This window comes from Micromonospora sp. WMMA1998, from assembly GCF_027497375.1.
GTDB lineage: Bacteria > Actinomycetota > Actinomycetes > Mycobacteriales > Micromonosporaceae > Micromonospora > Micromonospora sediminicola.
Genome location: NZ_CP114911.1, coordinates 1,984,402 through 2,001,311 on the forward strand (window position 1 = coordinate 1,984,402; position 16,910 = coordinate 2,001,311).

The 16,910-nt window shown below is 71.5% G+C and carries 18 protein-coding genes and 1 pseudogene; 7 read left to right on the forward strand and 12 right to left on the reverse strand.

Annotation, left to right across the window (positions count from 1 at the left end):
* Positions 1-6 precede the first annotated feature (6 nt).
* Entirely contained in the window at positions 7-690 is a 684-nt protein-coding gene (locus O7600_RS08535; RefSeq protein WP_281593128.1) for a cellulose binding domain-containing protein, read from the reverse strand.
* 147 nt (positions 691-837) lie between these two features.
* On the opposite strand from O7600_RS08535, the gene O7600_RS08540 reads away from it, so the two are divergent.
* Positions 838-1,443, forward strand: a complete 606-nt coding sequence (locus tag O7600_RS08540; RefSeq protein ID WP_281593129.1) for a GNAT family N-acetyltransferase — start codon at positions 838-840, stop codon at positions 1,441-1,443.
* A gap of 37 nt (positions 1,444-1,480) precedes the next feature.
* Here O7600_RS08540 and O7600_RS08545 read toward each other — a convergent pair whose 3' ends face one another.
* Positions 1,481-2,134, reverse strand: coding sequence for a GPP34 family phosphoprotein (locus O7600_RS08545; protein WP_099164425.1), 654 nt, complete (start codon positions 2,132-2,134; stop codon positions 1,481-1,483).
* Between the two features lie 199 nt (positions 2,135-2,333).
* Here O7600_RS08545 and O7600_RS08550 point away from each other — a divergent pair, with 199 nt between their 5' ends.
* Positions 2,334-3,842 (forward strand): APC family permease, encoded by a 1,509-nt coding sequence (locus O7600_RS08550; protein ID WP_281593130.1) that lies wholly within the window; start codon positions 2,334-2,336, stop codon positions 3,840-3,842.
* Positions 3,843-3,911: 69 nt separating this feature from the next.
* On the opposite strand, the gene O7600_RS08555 is transcribed toward O7600_RS08550, so the two are convergent.
* Both O7600_RS08555 and O7600_RS08560 read right to left on the reverse strand, forming a co-directional pair.
* Positions 3,912-4,301 (reverse strand): hypothetical protein, encoded by a 390-nt coding sequence (locus tag O7600_RS08555; RefSeq protein WP_281593131.1) that lies wholly within the window; start codon positions 4,299-4,301, stop codon positions 3,912-3,914.
* A gap of 40 nt (positions 4,302-4,341) precedes the next feature.
* Positions 4,342-5,037 (reverse strand): hypothetical protein, encoded by a 696-nt coding sequence (locus tag O7600_RS08560; protein ID WP_281593132.1) that lies wholly within the window; start codon positions 5,035-5,037, stop codon positions 4,342-4,344.
* Between O7600_RS08560 and O7600_RS08565 the strand changes: the two genes are divergently transcribed.
* Positions 5,036-5,224: a hypothetical protein gene (locus O7600_RS08565; RefSeq protein ID WP_281593133.1), complete on the forward strand. Its 189-nt coding sequence runs from the start codon at positions 5,036-5,038 to the stop codon at positions 5,222-5,224. The genes O7600_RS08560 and O7600_RS08565 overlap by 2 nt on opposite strands.
* A 1,341-nt stretch (positions 5,225-6,565) precedes the next feature.
* Positions 6,566-7,213 (forward strand): C39 family peptidase, encoded by a 648-nt coding sequence (locus O7600_RS08570; protein ID WP_281593134.1) that lies wholly within the window; start codon positions 6,566-6,568, stop codon positions 7,211-7,213.
* Positions 7,214-7,259: 46 nt separating this feature from the next.
* Here the strand turns inward: O7600_RS08570 and O7600_RS08575 are convergent, their stop codons facing one another.
* Positions 7,260-7,913 (reverse strand): DedA family protein, encoded by a 654-nt coding sequence (locus O7600_RS08575; protein WP_281593135.1) that lies wholly within the window; start codon positions 7,911-7,913, stop codon positions 7,260-7,262.
* Between the two features lie 224 nt (positions 7,914-8,137).
* Here O7600_RS08575 and O7600_RS08580 point away from each other — a divergent pair, with 224 nt between their 5' ends.
* Positions 8,138-10,993, forward strand: a complete 2,856-nt coding sequence (locus O7600_RS08580) for an aconitate hydratase (RefSeq protein WP_281593136.1) — start codon at positions 8,138-8,140, stop codon at positions 10,991-10,993.
* A gap of 659 nt (positions 10,994-11,652) precedes the next feature.
* Here the strand turns inward: O7600_RS08580 and O7600_RS08585 are convergent.
* Positions 11,653-12,321: a DUF6531 domain-containing protein gene (locus O7600_RS08585; protein WP_281593137.1), complete on the reverse strand. Its 669-nt coding sequence runs from the start codon at positions 12,319-12,321 to the stop codon at positions 11,653-11,655.
* Positions 12,322-12,840: 519 nt separating this feature from the next.
* Positions 12,841-13,242: an SRPBCC family protein gene (locus O7600_RS08590; RefSeq protein WP_281593138.1), complete on the reverse strand. Its 402-nt coding sequence runs from the start codon at positions 13,240-13,242 to the stop codon at positions 12,841-12,843.
* 68 nt (positions 13,243-13,310) lie between these two features.
* Here O7600_RS08590 and O7600_RS08595 point away from each other — a divergent pair, with 68 nt between their 5' ends.
* Positions 13,311-14,093, forward strand: a complete 783-nt coding sequence (locus tag O7600_RS08595; protein ID WP_281593139.1) for a hypothetical protein — start codon at positions 13,311-13,313, stop codon at positions 14,091-14,093.
* 9 nt (positions 14,094-14,102) lie between these two features.
* On the opposite strand, the pseudogene O7600_RS08600 reads toward O7600_RS08595, so the two are convergent.
* Positions 14,103-14,363: pseudogene (locus O7600_RS08600) on the reverse strand (SDR family NAD(P)-dependent oxidoreductase); the annotation flags it as partial.
* 55 nt (positions 14,364-14,418) lie between these two features.
* Between O7600_RS08600 and O7600_RS08605 the strand changes: the two are divergent.
* The gene (locus O7600_RS08605; protein WP_281594099.1) at positions 14,419-14,826 is read left to right on the forward strand and encodes a LysR substrate-binding domain-containing protein; all 408 of its coding nucleotides are present in this window, start codon (positions 14,419-14,421) and stop codon (positions 14,824-14,826) included.
* Here O7600_RS08605 and O7600_RS08610 read toward each other — a convergent pair.
* The 4 genes from O7600_RS08610 to O7600_RS08625 form a co-directional block, all read right to left on the reverse strand.
* On the reverse strand, positions 14,823-15,326 hold the full coding sequence (locus O7600_RS08610; RefSeq protein WP_281593140.1) for a GNAT family N-acetyltransferase: 504 nt from the start codon (positions 15,324-15,326) through the stop codon (positions 14,823-14,825). The genes O7600_RS08605 and O7600_RS08610 overlap by 4 nt on opposite strands.
* Positions 15,327-15,489: 163 nt before the next feature.
* Positions 15,490-16,098 carry an ATP/GTP-binding protein gene (locus O7600_RS08615; RefSeq protein ID WP_091573442.1) on the reverse strand — a complete coding sequence of 203 codons (609 nt, stop codon included), beginning with the start codon at positions 16,096-16,098 and terminating at the stop codon, positions 15,490-15,492.
* Positions 16,079-16,468 (reverse strand): DUF742 domain-containing protein, encoded by a 390-nt coding sequence (locus tag O7600_RS08620; RefSeq protein ID WP_281593141.1) that lies wholly within the window; start codon positions 16,466-16,468, stop codon positions 16,079-16,081. Before O7600_RS08620 ends, O7600_RS08615 begins: the two co-directional genes overlap by 20 nt.
* On the reverse strand, positions 16,465-16,890 hold the full coding sequence (locus O7600_RS08625) for a roadblock/LC7 domain-containing protein (protein WP_091573440.1): 426 nt from the start codon (positions 16,888-16,890) through the stop codon (positions 16,465-16,467). The genes O7600_RS08620 and O7600_RS08625 overlap by 4 nt, the downstream gene beginning before the upstream one ends.
* Positions 16,891-16,910: the final 20 nt, after the last annotated feature.

Sequence of the window (16,910 nt, forward strand, 5' to 3'; positions counted from 1 at the left end):
GCCGTCTCAGAGCCCGGCGCAGGCCACGCCGTCGACCGCGCAGCTCGCCGGATGGGAGCCCGCCCGTTCGATGTGGAACTGCACCGGCACCGACGCGCCCGCGGCCAGGTCGACACCGCTGCGGTAGGTGAACACGTCGTCGGCGAAGCCGAAGGTGCCCTGCTCGGCGCCCTGCACCCAGGCCGTGACCAGCCGGCCCCCGGGGAACGTCAGCCGTACCGTCCAGCCCCGCGCCGCGCCGCCGGTGTTGACCAACCGCACCTCGCCGATGAAACCGCCGTCGAAGCTGTTCACCACCGCGTACCGGCCGGTCACCGCGGACGGCGGGGCCGGCGGAGGCGGCGGGGCGGGTCGGCCGCCGGCGCGCGGGCTGCTCGTCGGCGCGACCGGCGTCGGCGCGGCGGGCAGCACGGTCGACCGCGGGGACAACCCCGGGACCACGGGCCGCGCGGCCGTGCTCGGCGGGGCGGCCGGGCCACCGGACGGGGTGGGCGGGGACGCCGGCAGCCCCGGCAGCGACATCACCGGGTCCGACGGCGCCGCCGCCGGGAACGTCCGCCGGCCCCGCACCGAGCCGAGCGCCACCACCAGCAGCACCACCATCACGATGACCCCGATCGCGACCAGGACCCAGGGCGACGAGGTGATGGCGGCCCCGGGCGAGGAGCCGGGGCGACGCGTACGGGACATGGTCCTCCGTTCGGCGGGCCGGGCCAGCGTAGCCACGGAGAGCGGGGTACGGCGACCGGAGCGCCGGGGTCTGCCGCGCGACCGGGGGCACCTGATACGTTGCACGCCGATCAATGACCACAATGGCTCGTGCAGCCGGCAGGACGGGTGGCAGTGACTCAGTGGCAGGGCACCATCCGGCGAGCGTCCACGCAGGACGCCGCCGTCGTGACCGCAATCCTCGCCGAGGCGTTCATGCGCGACCCGGTGAGCGGCTGGATCTTCCCGGCCGACGACCACCGCGCGCGGGTGCACCCCGCGTTCTTCGGGCCGTTCGTCGCCCTCGCGCTGCGGACCGGTGAGGTCCACGTCGCCGGCGACGGTCTGGGCGCCACGCTCTGGCTGCCGGTCGGGGGCGACCACGCCGAGGACGAGGGCGAGGAGCTCGCCGACCTGGAGAACGCGATCGGGCCGGAGGCGATGAAGCGCTTCGGCGTGCTCGACGAGCTGATGGCCGCCAACCATCCCGGCGAGCCGCACTGGTACCTGCCGTTCATCGGCGTGCACCCCGACCACCACGGCAGGGGTGTCGGATCGGCGTTGCTACGCGACCGGCTGGCCGAGCTGGACCGGGCCGGCACCGCCGCGTACCTGGAGGCCAGCACTCCGCGCAACGCCGCGCTCTACGAACGGCTCGGCTTCCGGCGCCGCCCGGTGACGCTGGACCTGCCCGAGGGACCCAGCCTCTACCCGATGTGGCGCGACCCCGCCTGAGCGGGCCGGTCCCGCCCCGGCCCGTCGGGGCGGGACCTCAGCGGCGTACCGTCGTGGTGCTGGCGTCGAGCGCGCCGACCACGGCGGCGAGCAGCCCGTCGAGCTGCGCCGGCAGGAACCGCCGGCAGTCCCGCATCCGGCCGCCCACCTGCGGGTCGAAGATGTGCGCGGCGAGCCCGACCGCCTCGGCGAGGCTCGCCAGCAGCAGTGTGCCCGGGTCCAGCTCGGCCGGGGACGAGTGCATCAGCATGGCGGTCAGGCGTACCCGAGGTGAGGCCGCCTGGTTCGGGTCGATGGCCGGCCAGCGCACCGACCGGCCGATGAGCTTGCCCTGCTCGCGACGCAGGACGCCGGCGGTGACCAGCCGGGTGCCGACCCGCTCGTTGATGTTGAGCTGGGTGCGCAGGTAGCGGATCCACAGCCGGGCCGGATGCGCGCCCTCACGGCGCAGGATCTCGGTGATCAGCAGATCGGTCAGCGGCTCCTGCCACAACCGCGGGTCGACCGCGGCGATGCCGCCACCGTCGAGGGCGATCCGCCCCTCGAACATCAGCTCGGCGAGCGCGGCACCGGCCAGCCCGCACTCCAGCCGGTCGACGGCGACGTGCGGCTTACCGGTGAACTCGTCGTGTCCGATGAGGAACAGCGCATCGGCGAGCCGGTACGTGGCTTGTGCCCCGGGGTAGGTCATGGTCCATCCTCGAACGGTGGCCGTGATCGTCGACACGGGACGGTACGGCATGACCACGCACAGCTCAATTCCGGTCGAGTGCGCGCGCCCCAATCGATATCGAAGTGGGGTTGTGACGATCCGTGATCACCAATACCCTGCTTCAGGCTGTTCCGAAGTAGACACTCCCGACCCCCTCACCCCCTCCCCTGGAGAAGCCTTGTCCTCCGATCCGTTCTTCTCCGACGGTGGGCTGCGCCGTGGCCGTCTCGGCACCGCCCATCTCGTCTTCTTCACCGTCGCCGCGTCGGCCCCGCTGACCGTTCTCGGCGGCGGTGTCACCACCATGTACGCCGTCAGCGGCAACATCGGCGCCGCGCTCGGCTTCGTGCTGCTCGCCGCCGTCCTCGCGATCTTCGCCACCGGCTACGCCGCGATGAGCCGGTACGTCGCCAACGCGGGCGCGTTCTACGCGTACATCGCCAACGGCCTCGGCCGGGCCGGCGGGGTGGCCGGCTCGGCGGTCGCGCTGGCCGCGTACAACGCCATCCAGATCGGCCTCTACGGGCTGCTCGGCGCCATCGTCTCCGACTTCATGTCCGCCAAGGCCGGGCTGGACCTGGCCTGGTGGGTCTGGGCGCTGCTGGCCTGGGTCTTCATCGGCGTGCTCGGCGTGCTGCGCATCGACCTCAACGCGAGCGTGCTGGCGGTGCTGCTCGTCCTCGAGTGCGTCGTGGTGCTGATCTTCGACCTGGTCGCGTTCGCCCACCCGGCCGGCGGCAGCGTCACCACCGCCGGCATCAGCCCCGGCCAGCTGTTCGGAGCCGGGTTCGGCGCCGTGCTCGCGTTCACCATCGCCTCCTTCACCGGCTTCGAGAGCGGCGCCATCTACAGCGAGGAGGTGAAGGACCCGCGGCGCACGGTGGCCCGCGCCACCTACATCGCGGTCGCGTTCACCGGTCTGTTCTACGCCTTCTCCGCCTGGGCGCTGACCGTGCTCACCGGGCCGGAGAACGCGCCGCAGGCCAGCGGCGAGGCCGGACCGGGCGTCGTCTTCGGCGCCCTCGACCAGTACACCGGCGCGGTCGTCGCGGACATCGCCAACGTCCTGTTCATCACCAGCGTGCTCGCCGCCCTGCTGTCGTTCCACAACGGCGTCGCCCGCTACCTGTTCGCGCTGGGCCGGGAGAACGTCCTGCCCCGCTTCCTCGGCGCCACCTCCAGCCGCAGCGGCGCTCCGGTCGCGGGCTCGTTGGTGCAGAGCGTGCTGGCCGTGGTCGTCTTCCTGGCGTTCGCGGTCACCGGCCGGGACCCGGTCATCGACCTGTTCACCTGGCTGTCCGGCTCGGCCGCGGTCGGTGTCGTGCTGCTGATGACGCTCACCTCCGCCGCCGTCGTCGGCTTCTTCCGGGGCCGCTCCGGCCCGGAGACGCTGTGGCAGCGGGCGATCGCCCCGGTCCTCGGCACGGTCCTGCTCACCGCCGTGCTGCTGGTGCTGCTGTTCAACTTCGACGCGCTGCTCGCGCCGGACACCGCGAGCTACCTCAAGTGGCTGCTGCCGGCGATCCCGGTGATCGCCGGTGTGCTCGGCCTGATCTGGGGCGCGGTGCTTCGGACCAGCCGGCCGGACACCTACCGCCGGATCGGCCAGGTGACCGAGGAGGGCCTGCACGAGCCGGGCCTGCACTCGGCGCCCGAGGCCGACCGCTGGGCCGGCAGCCGCCGCTGACAGGTAAGGAGGGGCCCCTTCTTAACGCCTGCGGTAGAGGAGGGGCCCCCGCTTAACACCCGGGGCGGTTCAGGCGGTGCGGATGACGGTGCAGATCACCGGACCCTCGTCGGTGGTCCGCAGCAGGTAGCGATAGCGCTCGCCGGGCACCGCGCCGCCCTGGCTGTCCAGGAACTCCCACCGCACCGCCACCTCGGTGAGCAGCGCCGACACCTGTTGCACGTCCTCGATCTGGGCGTTCGCGGCGACCAGCTCCCGCTCCTGGTAGTCGGGGGCGGCGCCGACGAAGCTGAGCGCCACCGCGGCCGGCGAGGTGAACGAGAAGCTGTAGGTGTCAGCCACCACCAGCCCGGGCAGGGCGTAGCAGCCGGCGATGGCCGGCACGTCGGCGGTGGTCAGCGCCACGCCGTACCGGTCGAAGAAGTCGGCGAGCGTGTCGAGGTCGGTGGAAGCCGTCACGAGGCTCCTCATTACCGGCCGGCCGACCGGGCAAACCTGGTCAGCGGGGCGGGATGCGCACCTCGATCTCCGCGCCGAGCTGCGCGCCGCCGGTCAGGGCCAGGTCGTCGCCGCTCCAGAACCGCCCCGGGTCGTACCAGTTGGGGCGCCGGCCGGCGGGCAGCAGCCCCATCGCCTCGTAGGTCACCGCGACGACCTCCGCGCAGTACGCCGTCTCCAGCGCCCGGTCGCGGCCGGAGGTCCGGCCGCCGTCGGTGGACCCGCTCCCGTCCGTCGGCCGGCCCCCGTCCGGGGTGGACGGACGGCGGCGCGGGTTCGGCACCCGGCCCCGGGCCCAGCGCCAGGCGAGCTGCGCCGTGGACGGGAAGGGTGTGCCGTCGAGACGAGCCACGGTACGCAGCACCGCCTCCTCCATCGCGGCGTCGGCCGACGGTTCGAGCTGACGCAGCCAGCCCCGCTGGCCGTAGCGGTTGGCCCAGACGCAGACCGCGTCGCGCAGGTCGTGCAGTTGCACGCCGCGCTGGTGCGTGCCGGTCCACATGTCCGGCAGCGAGCGGCCCAGCTCCGCGTGCCACATCAACGGCGGCATGTCGTCCAGCACCACCGCCATGCCCACGTGGTTGACCGGGCTGTTGGTGGTCAACTGGATGGCCCGATCGGGCACGCTGCGTCCGCGGAACACCCACAGGTCGCCGGTGCGGGTCAGCTCCACGGCCTCGTCCAGGCTGATGCTCATGGAGGACTACCCTAAGCCGATGCGGCAACGGATGCGGTGGTGGAAGCTGCTCGGCCTGGCCGGTCTCGCCGGTGTGGCGGCGACGGGCGTGGTCGTGGCCCGGGCAGAACGGCGGCGGCGGGCGTACACCCCGGAGGAGATCCGGGACCGGCTGCGCGAGCGGCACGCGAAAGCATCCTCCTCCTGACTGGAGGGTGACGGGGCGGCGCGCGGTGGCGGGCTGCCCTCCCATCGGGGCGATGGGAGACCCGCCGGCCCTCTGCGGGCGGCGTGCGCGGCCGGGTCGACGGGCGCGGCCGACCCGGGTCGGGGGGACCGACCCGGGTCGCCTCGACCGTCGCGGCGTTCACCGCCGCCGCCGAGCGACAGGGCTTGCCGATGCGCGTGGTGGACGTACCGAACGGACGGCACGGATTCGACCCTCTGGACCACACCCGAGGAATCCCGACTGCCGTCCGCACCGCCCGAGACGCCCTGCTCGACCGGCTCACCTGACGTCCCGATCCATGACGCCGAGGTGGCGGCGACGCGGATGGCCTCAGAGGCATGCTTGGCCTGCTGTCGGTGCGTCGGGCCGTGACATTCGCGTGTCCGCCAGCCGGCCGCCGAACGGCTGCGACCGGGGGTGTGATCGAGCCGGTGGCTCGGTCGCCGCCCGCGTACCAGGACGGATCGCGTACAGCCCGCGCCCGCTGCATTCGCCTTCGCGACGCCTTTCGAGCTGATATCAGAAACGACTCGGGGCGTTGGTGCCCGCCGGCGACGGGAGCGTGAGTCGCTTCGGGGCGTTGGTGCCCGCCGGCGACGGGAGCGTGAGTCGTTGACGGCATCAGCTCGATAGGCACCGTGACAGGGCGCCGCCCGGCCCGTGCCGGGTCACCCGACGCCCCCGGTCGGTGGTGTCCGCCCGGTCCGATGCCATCTGCGTCGGGTGGGGTGAGCTGCTCGCCTTCAGGATCACCGTCCGGGACGCCTCGAGACCTTGGTAGAAAGCGCCCCGACGGGGGGCCGCTTCCCTATCAAGATCTCGGGACCGTCGACCGAGAAGCCGGGGTCGGCGCGTAGGTCGTCGACGGCGATGTGACCCGTGATGTCCGGTCGACAAACCGGACATCAGGGGTGGCTGCGCGCTATCAGCCCGTGTGTCCGGTTCGGCCGTGGTCGGTGCCACGGTCAGGGTGGAATCGGTGCCGGGGGCGCGGCGTTGTACCGGGTAGACCGCGTGCCGCCCCGACCGTCGAGTCGGCAGGCCAGGCCCGGTCGGGATGACCACCCCGCCACCGGTGGTTGCCGGGCCCGGTCGGAATGACCACGCCGCCACCGGTGGTTACACACCCCCGCTCCGGCAGGCCCGCTGGGAATGACCGGCCCCCGCCGGTGGTTACATCCCCCTGAGCCGCCGTGCAGGCCCCCCGGCCGCCGCGCAGGCCCCGTGCAGGCCCCCGGGCCGCCGGATCGCAGACTTTCCCCCCTCTTCACGGCACCCCCCGTGCCGTGTCCCCCCACCCCCCCTTCGGGAGGCACCATCATGGCTACCACCCTGCTGCGCACCACCGTGCTGACCGCTGCCGGTATCGCCGCGACCGCCGGTGGCATCGCCGGCCCCGCCATCGCCGCCCACGCCGCCCCGGCCGAGAAGGCCGTGGTGGCCGACCGCAAGAGCGGCCACGGCGAGCGGGAACTCGACGTGCGCTACGAAGCCCAGCCCAACTTCTACTACTGCGGCCCCGCCGCCGCCCGCAACGCCATCAGCGTCCTGGGCAAGAACATCGACGTCCACGCCATGGCCAAGGAGATGGGCACCACCGAAGCAGGCACCAACAGCATCAACGACATCACCCCGGTCCTGAACAAGGAAACCGGCAAGACCTACCACTCCGTCGAAATCAAGGACCGTAAGGCCGACGACAAGCAGACCGACACCCTGCGCGCCGACATCGTGCGCACCGTCGACGACGGCCGCGCCGTGGTCGCCAACATCGCCGGCACCGCCACCGACACCGACGGCACCACCCACTCCTTCGAAGGCGGCCACTACATCAGCGTCATCGGCTACCGCGACAACGGCACCACCGTCACCATCGCCGACAGCGCCGACCCCACCATGGCTACCTACCGGATGAGCGTGGACAACCTCGCCGACTGGATCGCCACCCGCGGCTACAGCACCAGCTGACCCACACCGACAAGGGCCCGACCCCACCACGGGGTCGGGCCCTTTGTCAGCGCTCGGTCGCCCCGACCGGCTCAGCCTGGTCGGGCGCCTCGACCGGGCCCAGCCGCTTCGCGCGGCGGCGCAGCCACGCGGTGCTGACCAGGCCGGCCAGCACGGCGAGCACCAGCCCGGCCCAGGAGATGTCCTTGAGCCAGTGCTCGGCGGCCCGCCCGACGGAGAACAACAGGTAGGTGGTGCCGAACGCCCAGACCAGACCGCCGGCCGCGTTCGCCACCAGGAACCGCCGGTACGGCACGTGCAGCGCCCCGGCCAACGGGCCGGCGAGGATGCGCAGCAGCGCGACGAACCGCCCGAAGAAGACCGCCCAGACACCGTGACGGGCGAAGCTCTGCTCGGCGCGGGCCAGGTGCGCCGGGCCGAGGTGCTTGGGGAAGCGCCGACCCAGCCGTTCGAGCAGCGGCCGCCCGCCGCGACGGCCCACCGCGTACCCGATGGAGTCGCCGACGATCGCGCCGGTCGCGGCGGCGATGGCCACCCACTCGGGCTGGACCACCCCGGTGGCGGCGAGCAGAGCGGAGCTGACCAGCACGATCTCGCCGGGCAGTGGGATGCCCATGCTCTCGACGCCGATCACCCCGCCCACGATCAGGTAGATCACGCCCGGGGGTAGCGCGGAGAGCCAGTGCTGCACGTCGACCACGCACCGACCCTACCCGCGCGACCTCGCCGCCCGAGGGCCCGAAGCACACGTGTGGACCCGTCGCCGGCCGGGAGCCCTCCGCGTCCCGCACCCTCACGCGAGGTTGCGCGAATAGCAAGACGGACGTACGGTTTTGTAGAGACCGACGTAGGTAAGTGTCGCCTAAGCACGGCGGCGCCCCGGTCGGTGCGACAAACTGCTCAGGACTACTCACGGTCGCTGGTGTGAAGGAGTACGACGTGGCGAGCCTCGACACCTTCGGTGCGAAGACCCAGCTACGCGTCGGAGACGCGAGCTACGAGATTTTCAGGATCGACAAGGTGGAGGGCCACGATCGGCTGCCCTACAGCTTGAAGATCCTGCTGGAGAACCTGCTGCGGACCGAGGACGGCGCGAACATCACCGCCGACCACATCCAGCAGCTCGGCGCGTGGGACCCCACCGCCGACCCGAGCGTGGAGATCCAGTTCACCCCGGCCCGGGTGCTGATGCAGGACTTCACCGGCGTGCCCTGCGTGGTCGACCTGGCCACCATGCGCGAGGCGGTCCGCGACCTCGGCGGCGACGCCACCAAGGTGAACCCGCTCGCCCCGGCCGAGCTGGTCATCGACCACTCCGTCATCGCCGACCTGTTCGGCCGCGAGGACGCCTTCGAGCGCAACGTCGAGCTGGAGTACGAGCGCAACAAGGAGCGCTACCAGTTCCTGCGCTGGGGCCAGACCGCGTTCAACGAGTTCAAGGTAGTCCCGCCGGGCACCGGCATCGTGCACCAGGTCAACATCGAGTACCTGGCCCGTACGATCATGGAGCGCAACGGCCAGGCGTACCCGGACACCGTCGTCGGCACCGACTCGCACACCACCATGGTCAACGGCCTCGGCGTGCTGGGCTGGGGCGTCGGCGGCATCGAGGCCGAGGCCGCGATGCTCGGCCAGCCGGTCAGCATGCTGATCCCGCGCGTCGTCGGCTTCAAGCTCTCCGGTGAGATGCCGGCCGGCACCACCGCCACCGACCTGGTGCTCACCATCACCGAGATGCTGCGCAAGCACGGCGTGGTCGGCAAGTTCGTCGAGTTCTACGGCCCGGGCGTGAGCGCGGTGCCGCTGGCCAACCGCGCCACCATCGGCAACATGTCGCCGGAGTACGGCTCGACCGTGGCGATCTTCCCGATCGACGCCGAGACCGTCCGCTACCTGGAGCTGACCGGCCGTGACGCGTCTCAGGTCGCGCTGGTCGAGGCGTACGCCAAGGAGCAGGGCCTCTGGCACGACCCGGCGCGCGAGCCGGAGTACTCGGAGCGCCTGGAGCTGGACCTCGGCACCATCGAGCCGTCCCTGGCCGGCCCGAAGCGCCCGCAGGACCGGGTGCCGCTGGGCAGCGCCAAGACGCTGTTCCGCTCGGCGCTGACCGACTACGTGGCCGCCGACGAGACCGGCGGCGACCCGAGCCGCAAGCCGGGCGTGCCGCAGCAGCAGAAGCCGTTCGGCACCGACGGCCCGGCCGACGAGGCCAGCGCCGAGTCGTTCCCGGCCAGCGACGCCCCGGCCAACGGGGTCAACGACCCGGCGGACGCGCCGCGTGACCTGGAGACCGCCGCGGTGGGCTCGGGCGGCCGGGCCACCAACCCGGTCCGGGTGACCGGCGCCGACGGCGTCGAGTACGAGCTGGACCACGGCGCCGTGGTGATCGCCGCGATCACCTCCTGCACCAACACCTCGAACCCGCAGGTCATGATCGGCGCCGCGCTGCTGGCCCGCAACGCGGTGGAGAAGGGCCTGGCCCGCAAGCCGTGGGTGAAGACCACCCTCGCGCCGGGTTCCAAGGTCGTCATGGACTACTACGACCGCGCCGGCCTCACGCCGTACCTGGAGAAGCTCGGCTTCAACCTGGTCGGCTACGGCTGCACCACCTGCATCGGCAACTCCGGCCCGCTGCCGGAGGAGGTCTCGGCCGCCGTCAACGAGGGCGACCTGGCCGTCGTGTCGGTGCTGTCCGGCAACCGCAACTTCGAGGGCCGGATCAACCCGGACGTCAAGATGAACTACCTGGCGTCCCCGCCGCTGGTGGTCGCGTACGCGCTCGCCGGCACCATGGACATCGACCTGGCCAACGAGCCGATCGGTGAGGACTCGCAGGGCAACCCGGTGTACCTGCGGGAGATCTGGCCGAACACCGCCGAGATTCAGGACGTCATCGCCTCGGCGATCGGCGCGACCGGCTTCAGCTCCGCGTACGCCGACGTGTTCGCCGGCGACGAGCGCTGGCAGTCGCTGCCGACCCCGACCGGTGACACGTTCTCCTGGGACGGCGAGTCGACCTACGTGCGCAAGCCCCCGTACTTCGAGGGCATGCAGCAGCAGCCGACCCCGGTGCAGGACATCGCCGACGCGCGGGTGCTGGCGAAGCTGGGCGACTCGGTGACCACCGACCACATCTCCCCGGCCGGCTCGATCAAGGCGGACTCCCCCGCCGGCACGTACCTGGCCGAGCACGGCGTGGCCCGGCACGAGTTCAACTCGTACGGCTCCCGCCGGGGCAACCACGAGGTGATGATCCGGGGCACGTTCGCCAACATCCGGCTGCGCAACCAGCTCGTCCCGGGCGTGGAGGGCGGCTTCACGGTCAACCACCTCACCGGCGAGCAGTCCTCGATCTACGACGCCTCGATGGCCTACCAGGAGGCGGGCGTCCCGCTGGTCATCCTGGCCGGCAAGGAGTACGGCTCGGGTTCGTCGCGCGACTGGGCGGCCAAGGGCACCATGCTGCTGGGCGTCAAGGCGGTCATCGCCGAGTCGTACGAGCGGATCCACCGCTCGAACCTGATCGGCATGGGCGTCCTGCCGCTGCAGTTCCCGGTGGACACCACCGCCGAGTCGCTGGGCCTGACCGGCACGGAGACGTTCTCGATCAGCGGCGTCACCGCGCTGAACGACGGCGACACCCCGCGCACGGTGAAGGTCACCACCGACACCGGCGTGGAGTTCGACGCCGTGGTCCGCATCGACACCCCGGGTGAGGCCGACTACTACCGGCACGGCGGCATCCTGCAGTACGTGCTGCGCCGCATGATCGCCAGCTGACCTTGGATGTAAGGAAGGGCCCCTTTTTAACAGCTCGCTGTTAAAAAGGGGCCCTTCCTCTACCCCAGGCGTTAATAAGGGGCCCTTCCTTACAACTGCGGCACGACCAGTTCACCGCGTACGCCGTCGACCAATTAGGCTACGTGGCATTGGGCTGTGGCCCCGAGGCCAGCGACGCTGTGGGGACCGAACGTCACGTTCGGCTCCCACAGGCAGAATCACGAGTTAGCGTCTCGTGCAGTGCCACAAATCGATCGGTTCAAACCCACCGACCTCCGAGTACGTAGCCGGAGTAGACGTAGGCGAGCTCTCGCCCATCCCGCACCGATTACGGCTAGTCCCACCAAAAGAGCGCCAGCAGCTGCAATAAGACCGAACAGCAGCCGATCCTGCTGCAGTAGATACACGGCTGCTGCCAGCATTACGGTGGTCCAGAATAGCGGCGCAAGGCGAACCAGCAAACTTCGGCTCTTCGGACGGTTCAAGGAGTTATCCAGCCACGTCAAACTCCTTTCCCCCTCCGCTACAGCCATGCAAGCGAGAGAGGGATCTTGTACCTGCCTTCCTGCCCGGAGAGCCTGGCGCACCTCGCGCCGGGCCTCCTCGGTCAACTTGCGCGGAAGATCGTCGTCTGTTGACCGAACCATGTTGATCCTCAGCTAAACAAACCATAAATTGTCGAGCAGGCCGTCGGAGGTGAAGAACAACTCCTTGCCGCTCTCGTTCTCGGTCAGCTTCCAGCCGGTGCCGTTCTTGACCAGCTTGGCCTTGAACTCACCCGGCGTGGTGTAGGCCGACCCGGACCAGGTGAACGTGCCGACCACCCCGTCGGCGGCGGCGTAGGTGACCGACCCGTCGTCGGCCGGGTACAGCTTGACGTCCTGCCCGGCCCGGGTCCGCCATCCCGGCCCGTGCGCGCCGGCTGACAGGTCGCTGCCCAGCATCAGGCTGTTGAACGACGCGCCCAGCGTCAGGTTCCCGGCGATCCCCGGCAGCGTGAGGTCCGTCGTGTTCACCATCAGGTTGCCGGACCCGACGTTGACCTTCACCTCCATCCGGTCGGCCAGCGAGAACGACACCTGCGTGCCGCTGCGTACCGGCCCGGTGCCCTTCGGCACCGACGGCGCCGCCCCCGCGGCGGCCCGTGCCACCGCACGCTGCGGCGAGTCGTACAACCACACCTTCGACGACGAGCGCGGCGACACCTCGGGCGCCGACTCCGTCGCCTTCGGCGCGGCGGGCACGGCGGACGCGGCCGGCGGAACCGCCAGCACCGACGTGGCCAGTAGCGCGGACGCCACCCCCACGACCACTTGACGTTGACCCATCGACACTCCTCACCAGACACTTTTCCGGGCGGACCTGTTTCCGCCGGAAAATGGACGCACCGCGCCGTGCCGACCACGAAAGAATTCGTGGCAGCACGGAGTTCGACGCATCTGCGAAAGCGCCGGCGTCATCGCGGAAAGAGAAAAGAAAAAGGGATCCTTCAGTACGGGCGACAGGGCCACCAGGGGCGCGATTCACGCGCTACACCAGCACGGTCAGGTCCCCACGAAACCGGTGTGACGCCTCGGCGCACGCCGGAAAAGACTCACTCCAGGGCCGTAAGGCCCCGAGGAATGAGTATGCCGAGACGGCTCAATGGAGCCGCCACACACGCGGCCAGCGCCGCAGGACCTCACTCATGTCATCCCCGTGGTTGTCATCGGTCAATCAACGTGACGACAACGCTATCCACCACACAAACGGGAGTCAATGACAACGACATCCGGAAAGGAGCAAAGCCGCGAATCCGGGCACAAGTAATGAAAAGATCGCGCTGCGTGACCGGCTGTCCCGCCGACCTACTCCGCCGACTCCAGCACGGCCTTGAGCCGCGCCAGGTCGGCCTCGACCAGCGCGGTGTCCCGGGCGAAGTCGGCGTCGCTCATGCCGGGGCCCCGCCGGAGGCTGAACACCACCTCGGTGCCGTCGCCGTCCGCGACGGCACGCAGCGGCACGTACACCGTCTCGCCGGACGGCGTCCGCACCTCGTGGTCGAGCACGCCGAAGTCGTTGCCCGGCGCGAACGTCAACCCGGCCCGCCCCTCGGGCGTCTCGACGTACCAGCGGCCGTCCTCGCGCGTCACCGAGGCACCCAGGCCGGGCGCCCAGCGGGGCAGGTTCGCCGGGTCGGACGCGAACGCGTAGACCTCCGCGACCGGACGGTCGATGTGCACACTGAGGTGCCGGGACGGCGTAGCCACGCCGCCGATGATGGCACGCCCGTCCGGCCGGGACCACGACCGAGCCGGTCGCCGCCTAGGGTGCGGGCGTGGGACTCGACGCGTTCGTGCACTGCCGGTGCTGGCAGGACGGCCTGGCCGCGCCGTGCCCGGTCGGGCCGGTCGGCTACGACGAGGAGGGCCGCCTCACCCTGCTGCCGGGCGACGGGTACGACGCCGCGGCCGAGAATGCCTTCTACGCCTGGATGGCCGAGAACGCCTGCCCGCACCGCCACATGGAGCTGGTCAGCGAGGGCCTGGCCAACTGGACCGGGGTACGGATGTTCCAGCAGGCGCTGCGCGCGGCCGGGGCGGACCGCTTCCCGACGCTTGTCGCCGGCCTGCCCGACGGCAACGACGGCGGGCTGACGGTCGAGCAGGCGGCGACGGCGCTCGCCGAGCTGGACGCGTTCCGGGAGAGCCGGATCGCCGACGAGACCGCGCTCGTCGACGAGGCGACCGGGGAGGTGGTGATGCAGTACATCGAGGATTACCACGGGATCTTCATGCACGGGTCGGGCTGGCACGCCGGCGTGGACCCGGCCGGGTTCTTCGTCGTCGACACCGTCGCGCAGCCACCGTCCACGCTGTTCCGCGCCACACGGTTCACCCAACGCGTGCGGCCCGACGGCCGGGTGGACCTCGTCGGCGACGACGGGACCCGGGCCACCGTGACGATGAGGCCGGTGGGCGAGCACGACTCGCCCCGACCCGAGCGGCTCGCGGTGGTGACCCGGCCCCGGTGCGCCGACGACTACGCCTACCTCGTCGAGCCGCTGCGCCGGCTCTGCGCCGCGTCGGTCGCCACCGGCAACCCGGTCATGTGGTGCTGACCGGGCCGGTCACCACGGCACCACGCCCGCGTCCTCGAAGAAGCCGCCGGTCGGCCCGTCGTCGGGCAGCGTCGCCAACCGGACCGCGACCGCCGCGCCCTGCCGCGGCGTCCGCACCCCACGGAAGCCGTTCAGGTCGGTCGCGGTGAAGCCGGGGCAGGCGGCGTTGACCAGGATGTTCGGGTCGGCCAACGCCCGGGCGTACTGGATGGTCACCGCGTTGAGCATCGACTTCGACGGCGCGTAGGCGACGGACAGCGGCCCGGTCTGCTGCATCGGCGAGCAGGAGCGGCTGCTGCGCGACGGTCGGGCCGACGTCGCGCTGCTGCACCTCCCGTTCGACTCGACCGCCGGGCTGGACACCGAGGCGCTGGTGACGGAGCAGCAGGTGGCGGTGGTGCCGGCGGGGCATCCGGTGGCCGGCCGGACGCATCTGCGGCTGGCCGACGTCGAGGCGCTGCCCGACCTGCCGTTGCCGCGCTGGCCACAGCGGGACGGCACCTATCCCGCGGGTCCGGGCCCTCAGGTCCGGGAGCACGCCCAACTGCTCCAGCTCATCGCGCTCGGCCGGGCCGTGGCGGTGCTGCCGGAGTCGTGCCGGCCGCTGCTGCGCCCCGATCTGGCCGCCGTGCCGGTGCCGGACGCGCCCGCGGTGACCACCGTGATCGCGTGGCCGCCGCACAGCCGCTCGCGCGCCCTGGCGGCGCTGGTCCGCACCGCCACCCGTCTCTAGGCGAGCAGGTCCTTGCGCATGTGCTGGGTGATCACGCGGTAGCCCGACGTCCGGTAGAGCGACGCGGCCCGCTCGTTGGAGCCGAAGACGTTGAGTTCGAGCGCCCGGGCGCCCCGCTCCCGGGCCGCCGCCTCCCCCGCGGCGAGCAGCGCCCGGCCCAGGCCCGCGCCGCGCCGCTCGGGTGCCACCTCGATGTCGTAGAGGAAGGCACAGTCCGGGACGCCACGCGGATGGGTCAGGCCGATCCACAGGTGGCCGACCGGGGATCCGTCGGCCGTCTCGCCGATCAGGAAGAGCATGTCGGGGGTGGCCATGCCCTGGGGTAGCAGGGTGGCGTTGGCCTCCCGGGCCCGGTCGAGCGCCTCTTCGGCCGGCCAGTTGCCGGCGGCGACCTGTTCCTGGGCGTAGCCGGCGGCGAGTTCGTGCTGCCAGTGGTCGAACTCCTGCGGGGACATCGCCCGGACGGTCACCTCGGTCATGTGCGCCAGACTCTCACGCATGCTGGGGACCGGCCGCCCCGGTGCCCACGGGGCAGACGCTCGGCGCCGCGGCGTGTCGACTCCGGTCGGCACAAGCCGTGACGAGCGATATACCTCAGCGTCATATTTATGACGCTGAGGTATATCGCAGAAGAGTGGTGCCTTCTCCCGCGCGTGGTGACGGTCAGTCGCCGGCGGCCCGACGGCGCGCCTCACGCAGCTTCATGGCGTGCTCCAGCAGCGTGATCAGCACCTCCTTGGCCGAGTCCCGCTCCCGCGCGTCGCACAGCACCACCGGCACGCCCGGGTCCAGGTCCAGCGCCGCCTGCACCTCGTCGAGCCGGAACGTCCGGGCGCCCTCGAAGCAGTTCACCGCCACCACGAACGGCGTGCCCCGGCCCTCGAAGTAGTCGATGGACGGGAAGCAGTCGGCCAGCCGGCGGGTGTCGGCGAGCACCACCGCGCCGAGGGCGCCCAGCGCCAGCTCGTCCCAGACGAACCAGAACCGGTCCTGCCCGGGCGTGCCGAACAGGTAGAGCACCAGGTCGTCGCTGATGGTGATGCGGCCGAAGTCCATCGCCACGGTGGTGGTCGACTTCTCCTCCACACCGGACAGGTCGTCGATGCCGATGCCGGTCTCGGTCAGCACCTCTTCCGTGCGCAGCGGCCGGGTCTCGCTGACCGCGCCGACCAGGGTGGTCTTGCCCACGCCGAACCCGCCGGCGATCAGGATCTTGATCGCGGTGGGCAGCGGCGCCGCTCCCGCCGGCCGCTCAGAGCGCCCGTAGTCCATTGATTACCGCCTCGAAAACGTGCTCGTCGGGAAGGCCGGCGGGGGTGGCGCGCGGCTCGCGTACCTGCACCAGGCTGCGGGCGGCGAGGTCTCCGAGGAGGACCCGGACCGTGCCCACCGGCAGGTTGAGATGGGCGGCGATCTCGGCCACGGACTGGATCCGCTGGCAGAGGCCGACGATCGCCACGTGCTCCGGGCCGAGCCCGGACTCCGACCCCACTTCCGTGCGGGTCGCGCTGACCAGGGAGATCAGGTCGAACGTCCCGGTGACCGGGCGGGCCCGGCCTCCGGTCACGGCGTACGGGCGCACCACCGGGCCGGCGTGGTCGTCCACCCACTCCTGCTCCGCGGACTCCCCCGGGCCGGTCATCGCGCCGTGTTCTCGCCGAGGGGCTGTTCCCGGGTCGGTGACGCCACGAACCGGCCGACCCGGGTGACCAGCATGGCCATCTCGTACGCGATCAGGCCGACGTCCGCGTCCTCCGCCGCCAGCACCGCCAGGCAGGCGTTGCGGCCGGCCGCGGTGACGAAGAGGAAGGAGGACTGCATTTCGATGATGGTCTGCTGCACCTGACCGCCGCCGAACCGCTTGCCCGCCCCGCGGGCCAGGCTCTGGATGCCCGCCGCCATCGCCGCCAGGTGCTCGCCGTCGTCCCGGCTCAGGCCGCGGGACGAGGCCATCAGCAGTCCGTCCGTGGAGAGCGCCACGGCGTGTTCCGCCTGCTTGACCCGGCCGACCAGGTCATCCAGCAGCCACGCCAGATCCGCGCTCGAAGCCGTCTTCTGCGCCACTCGTCGTCCTCTTCTCCCCG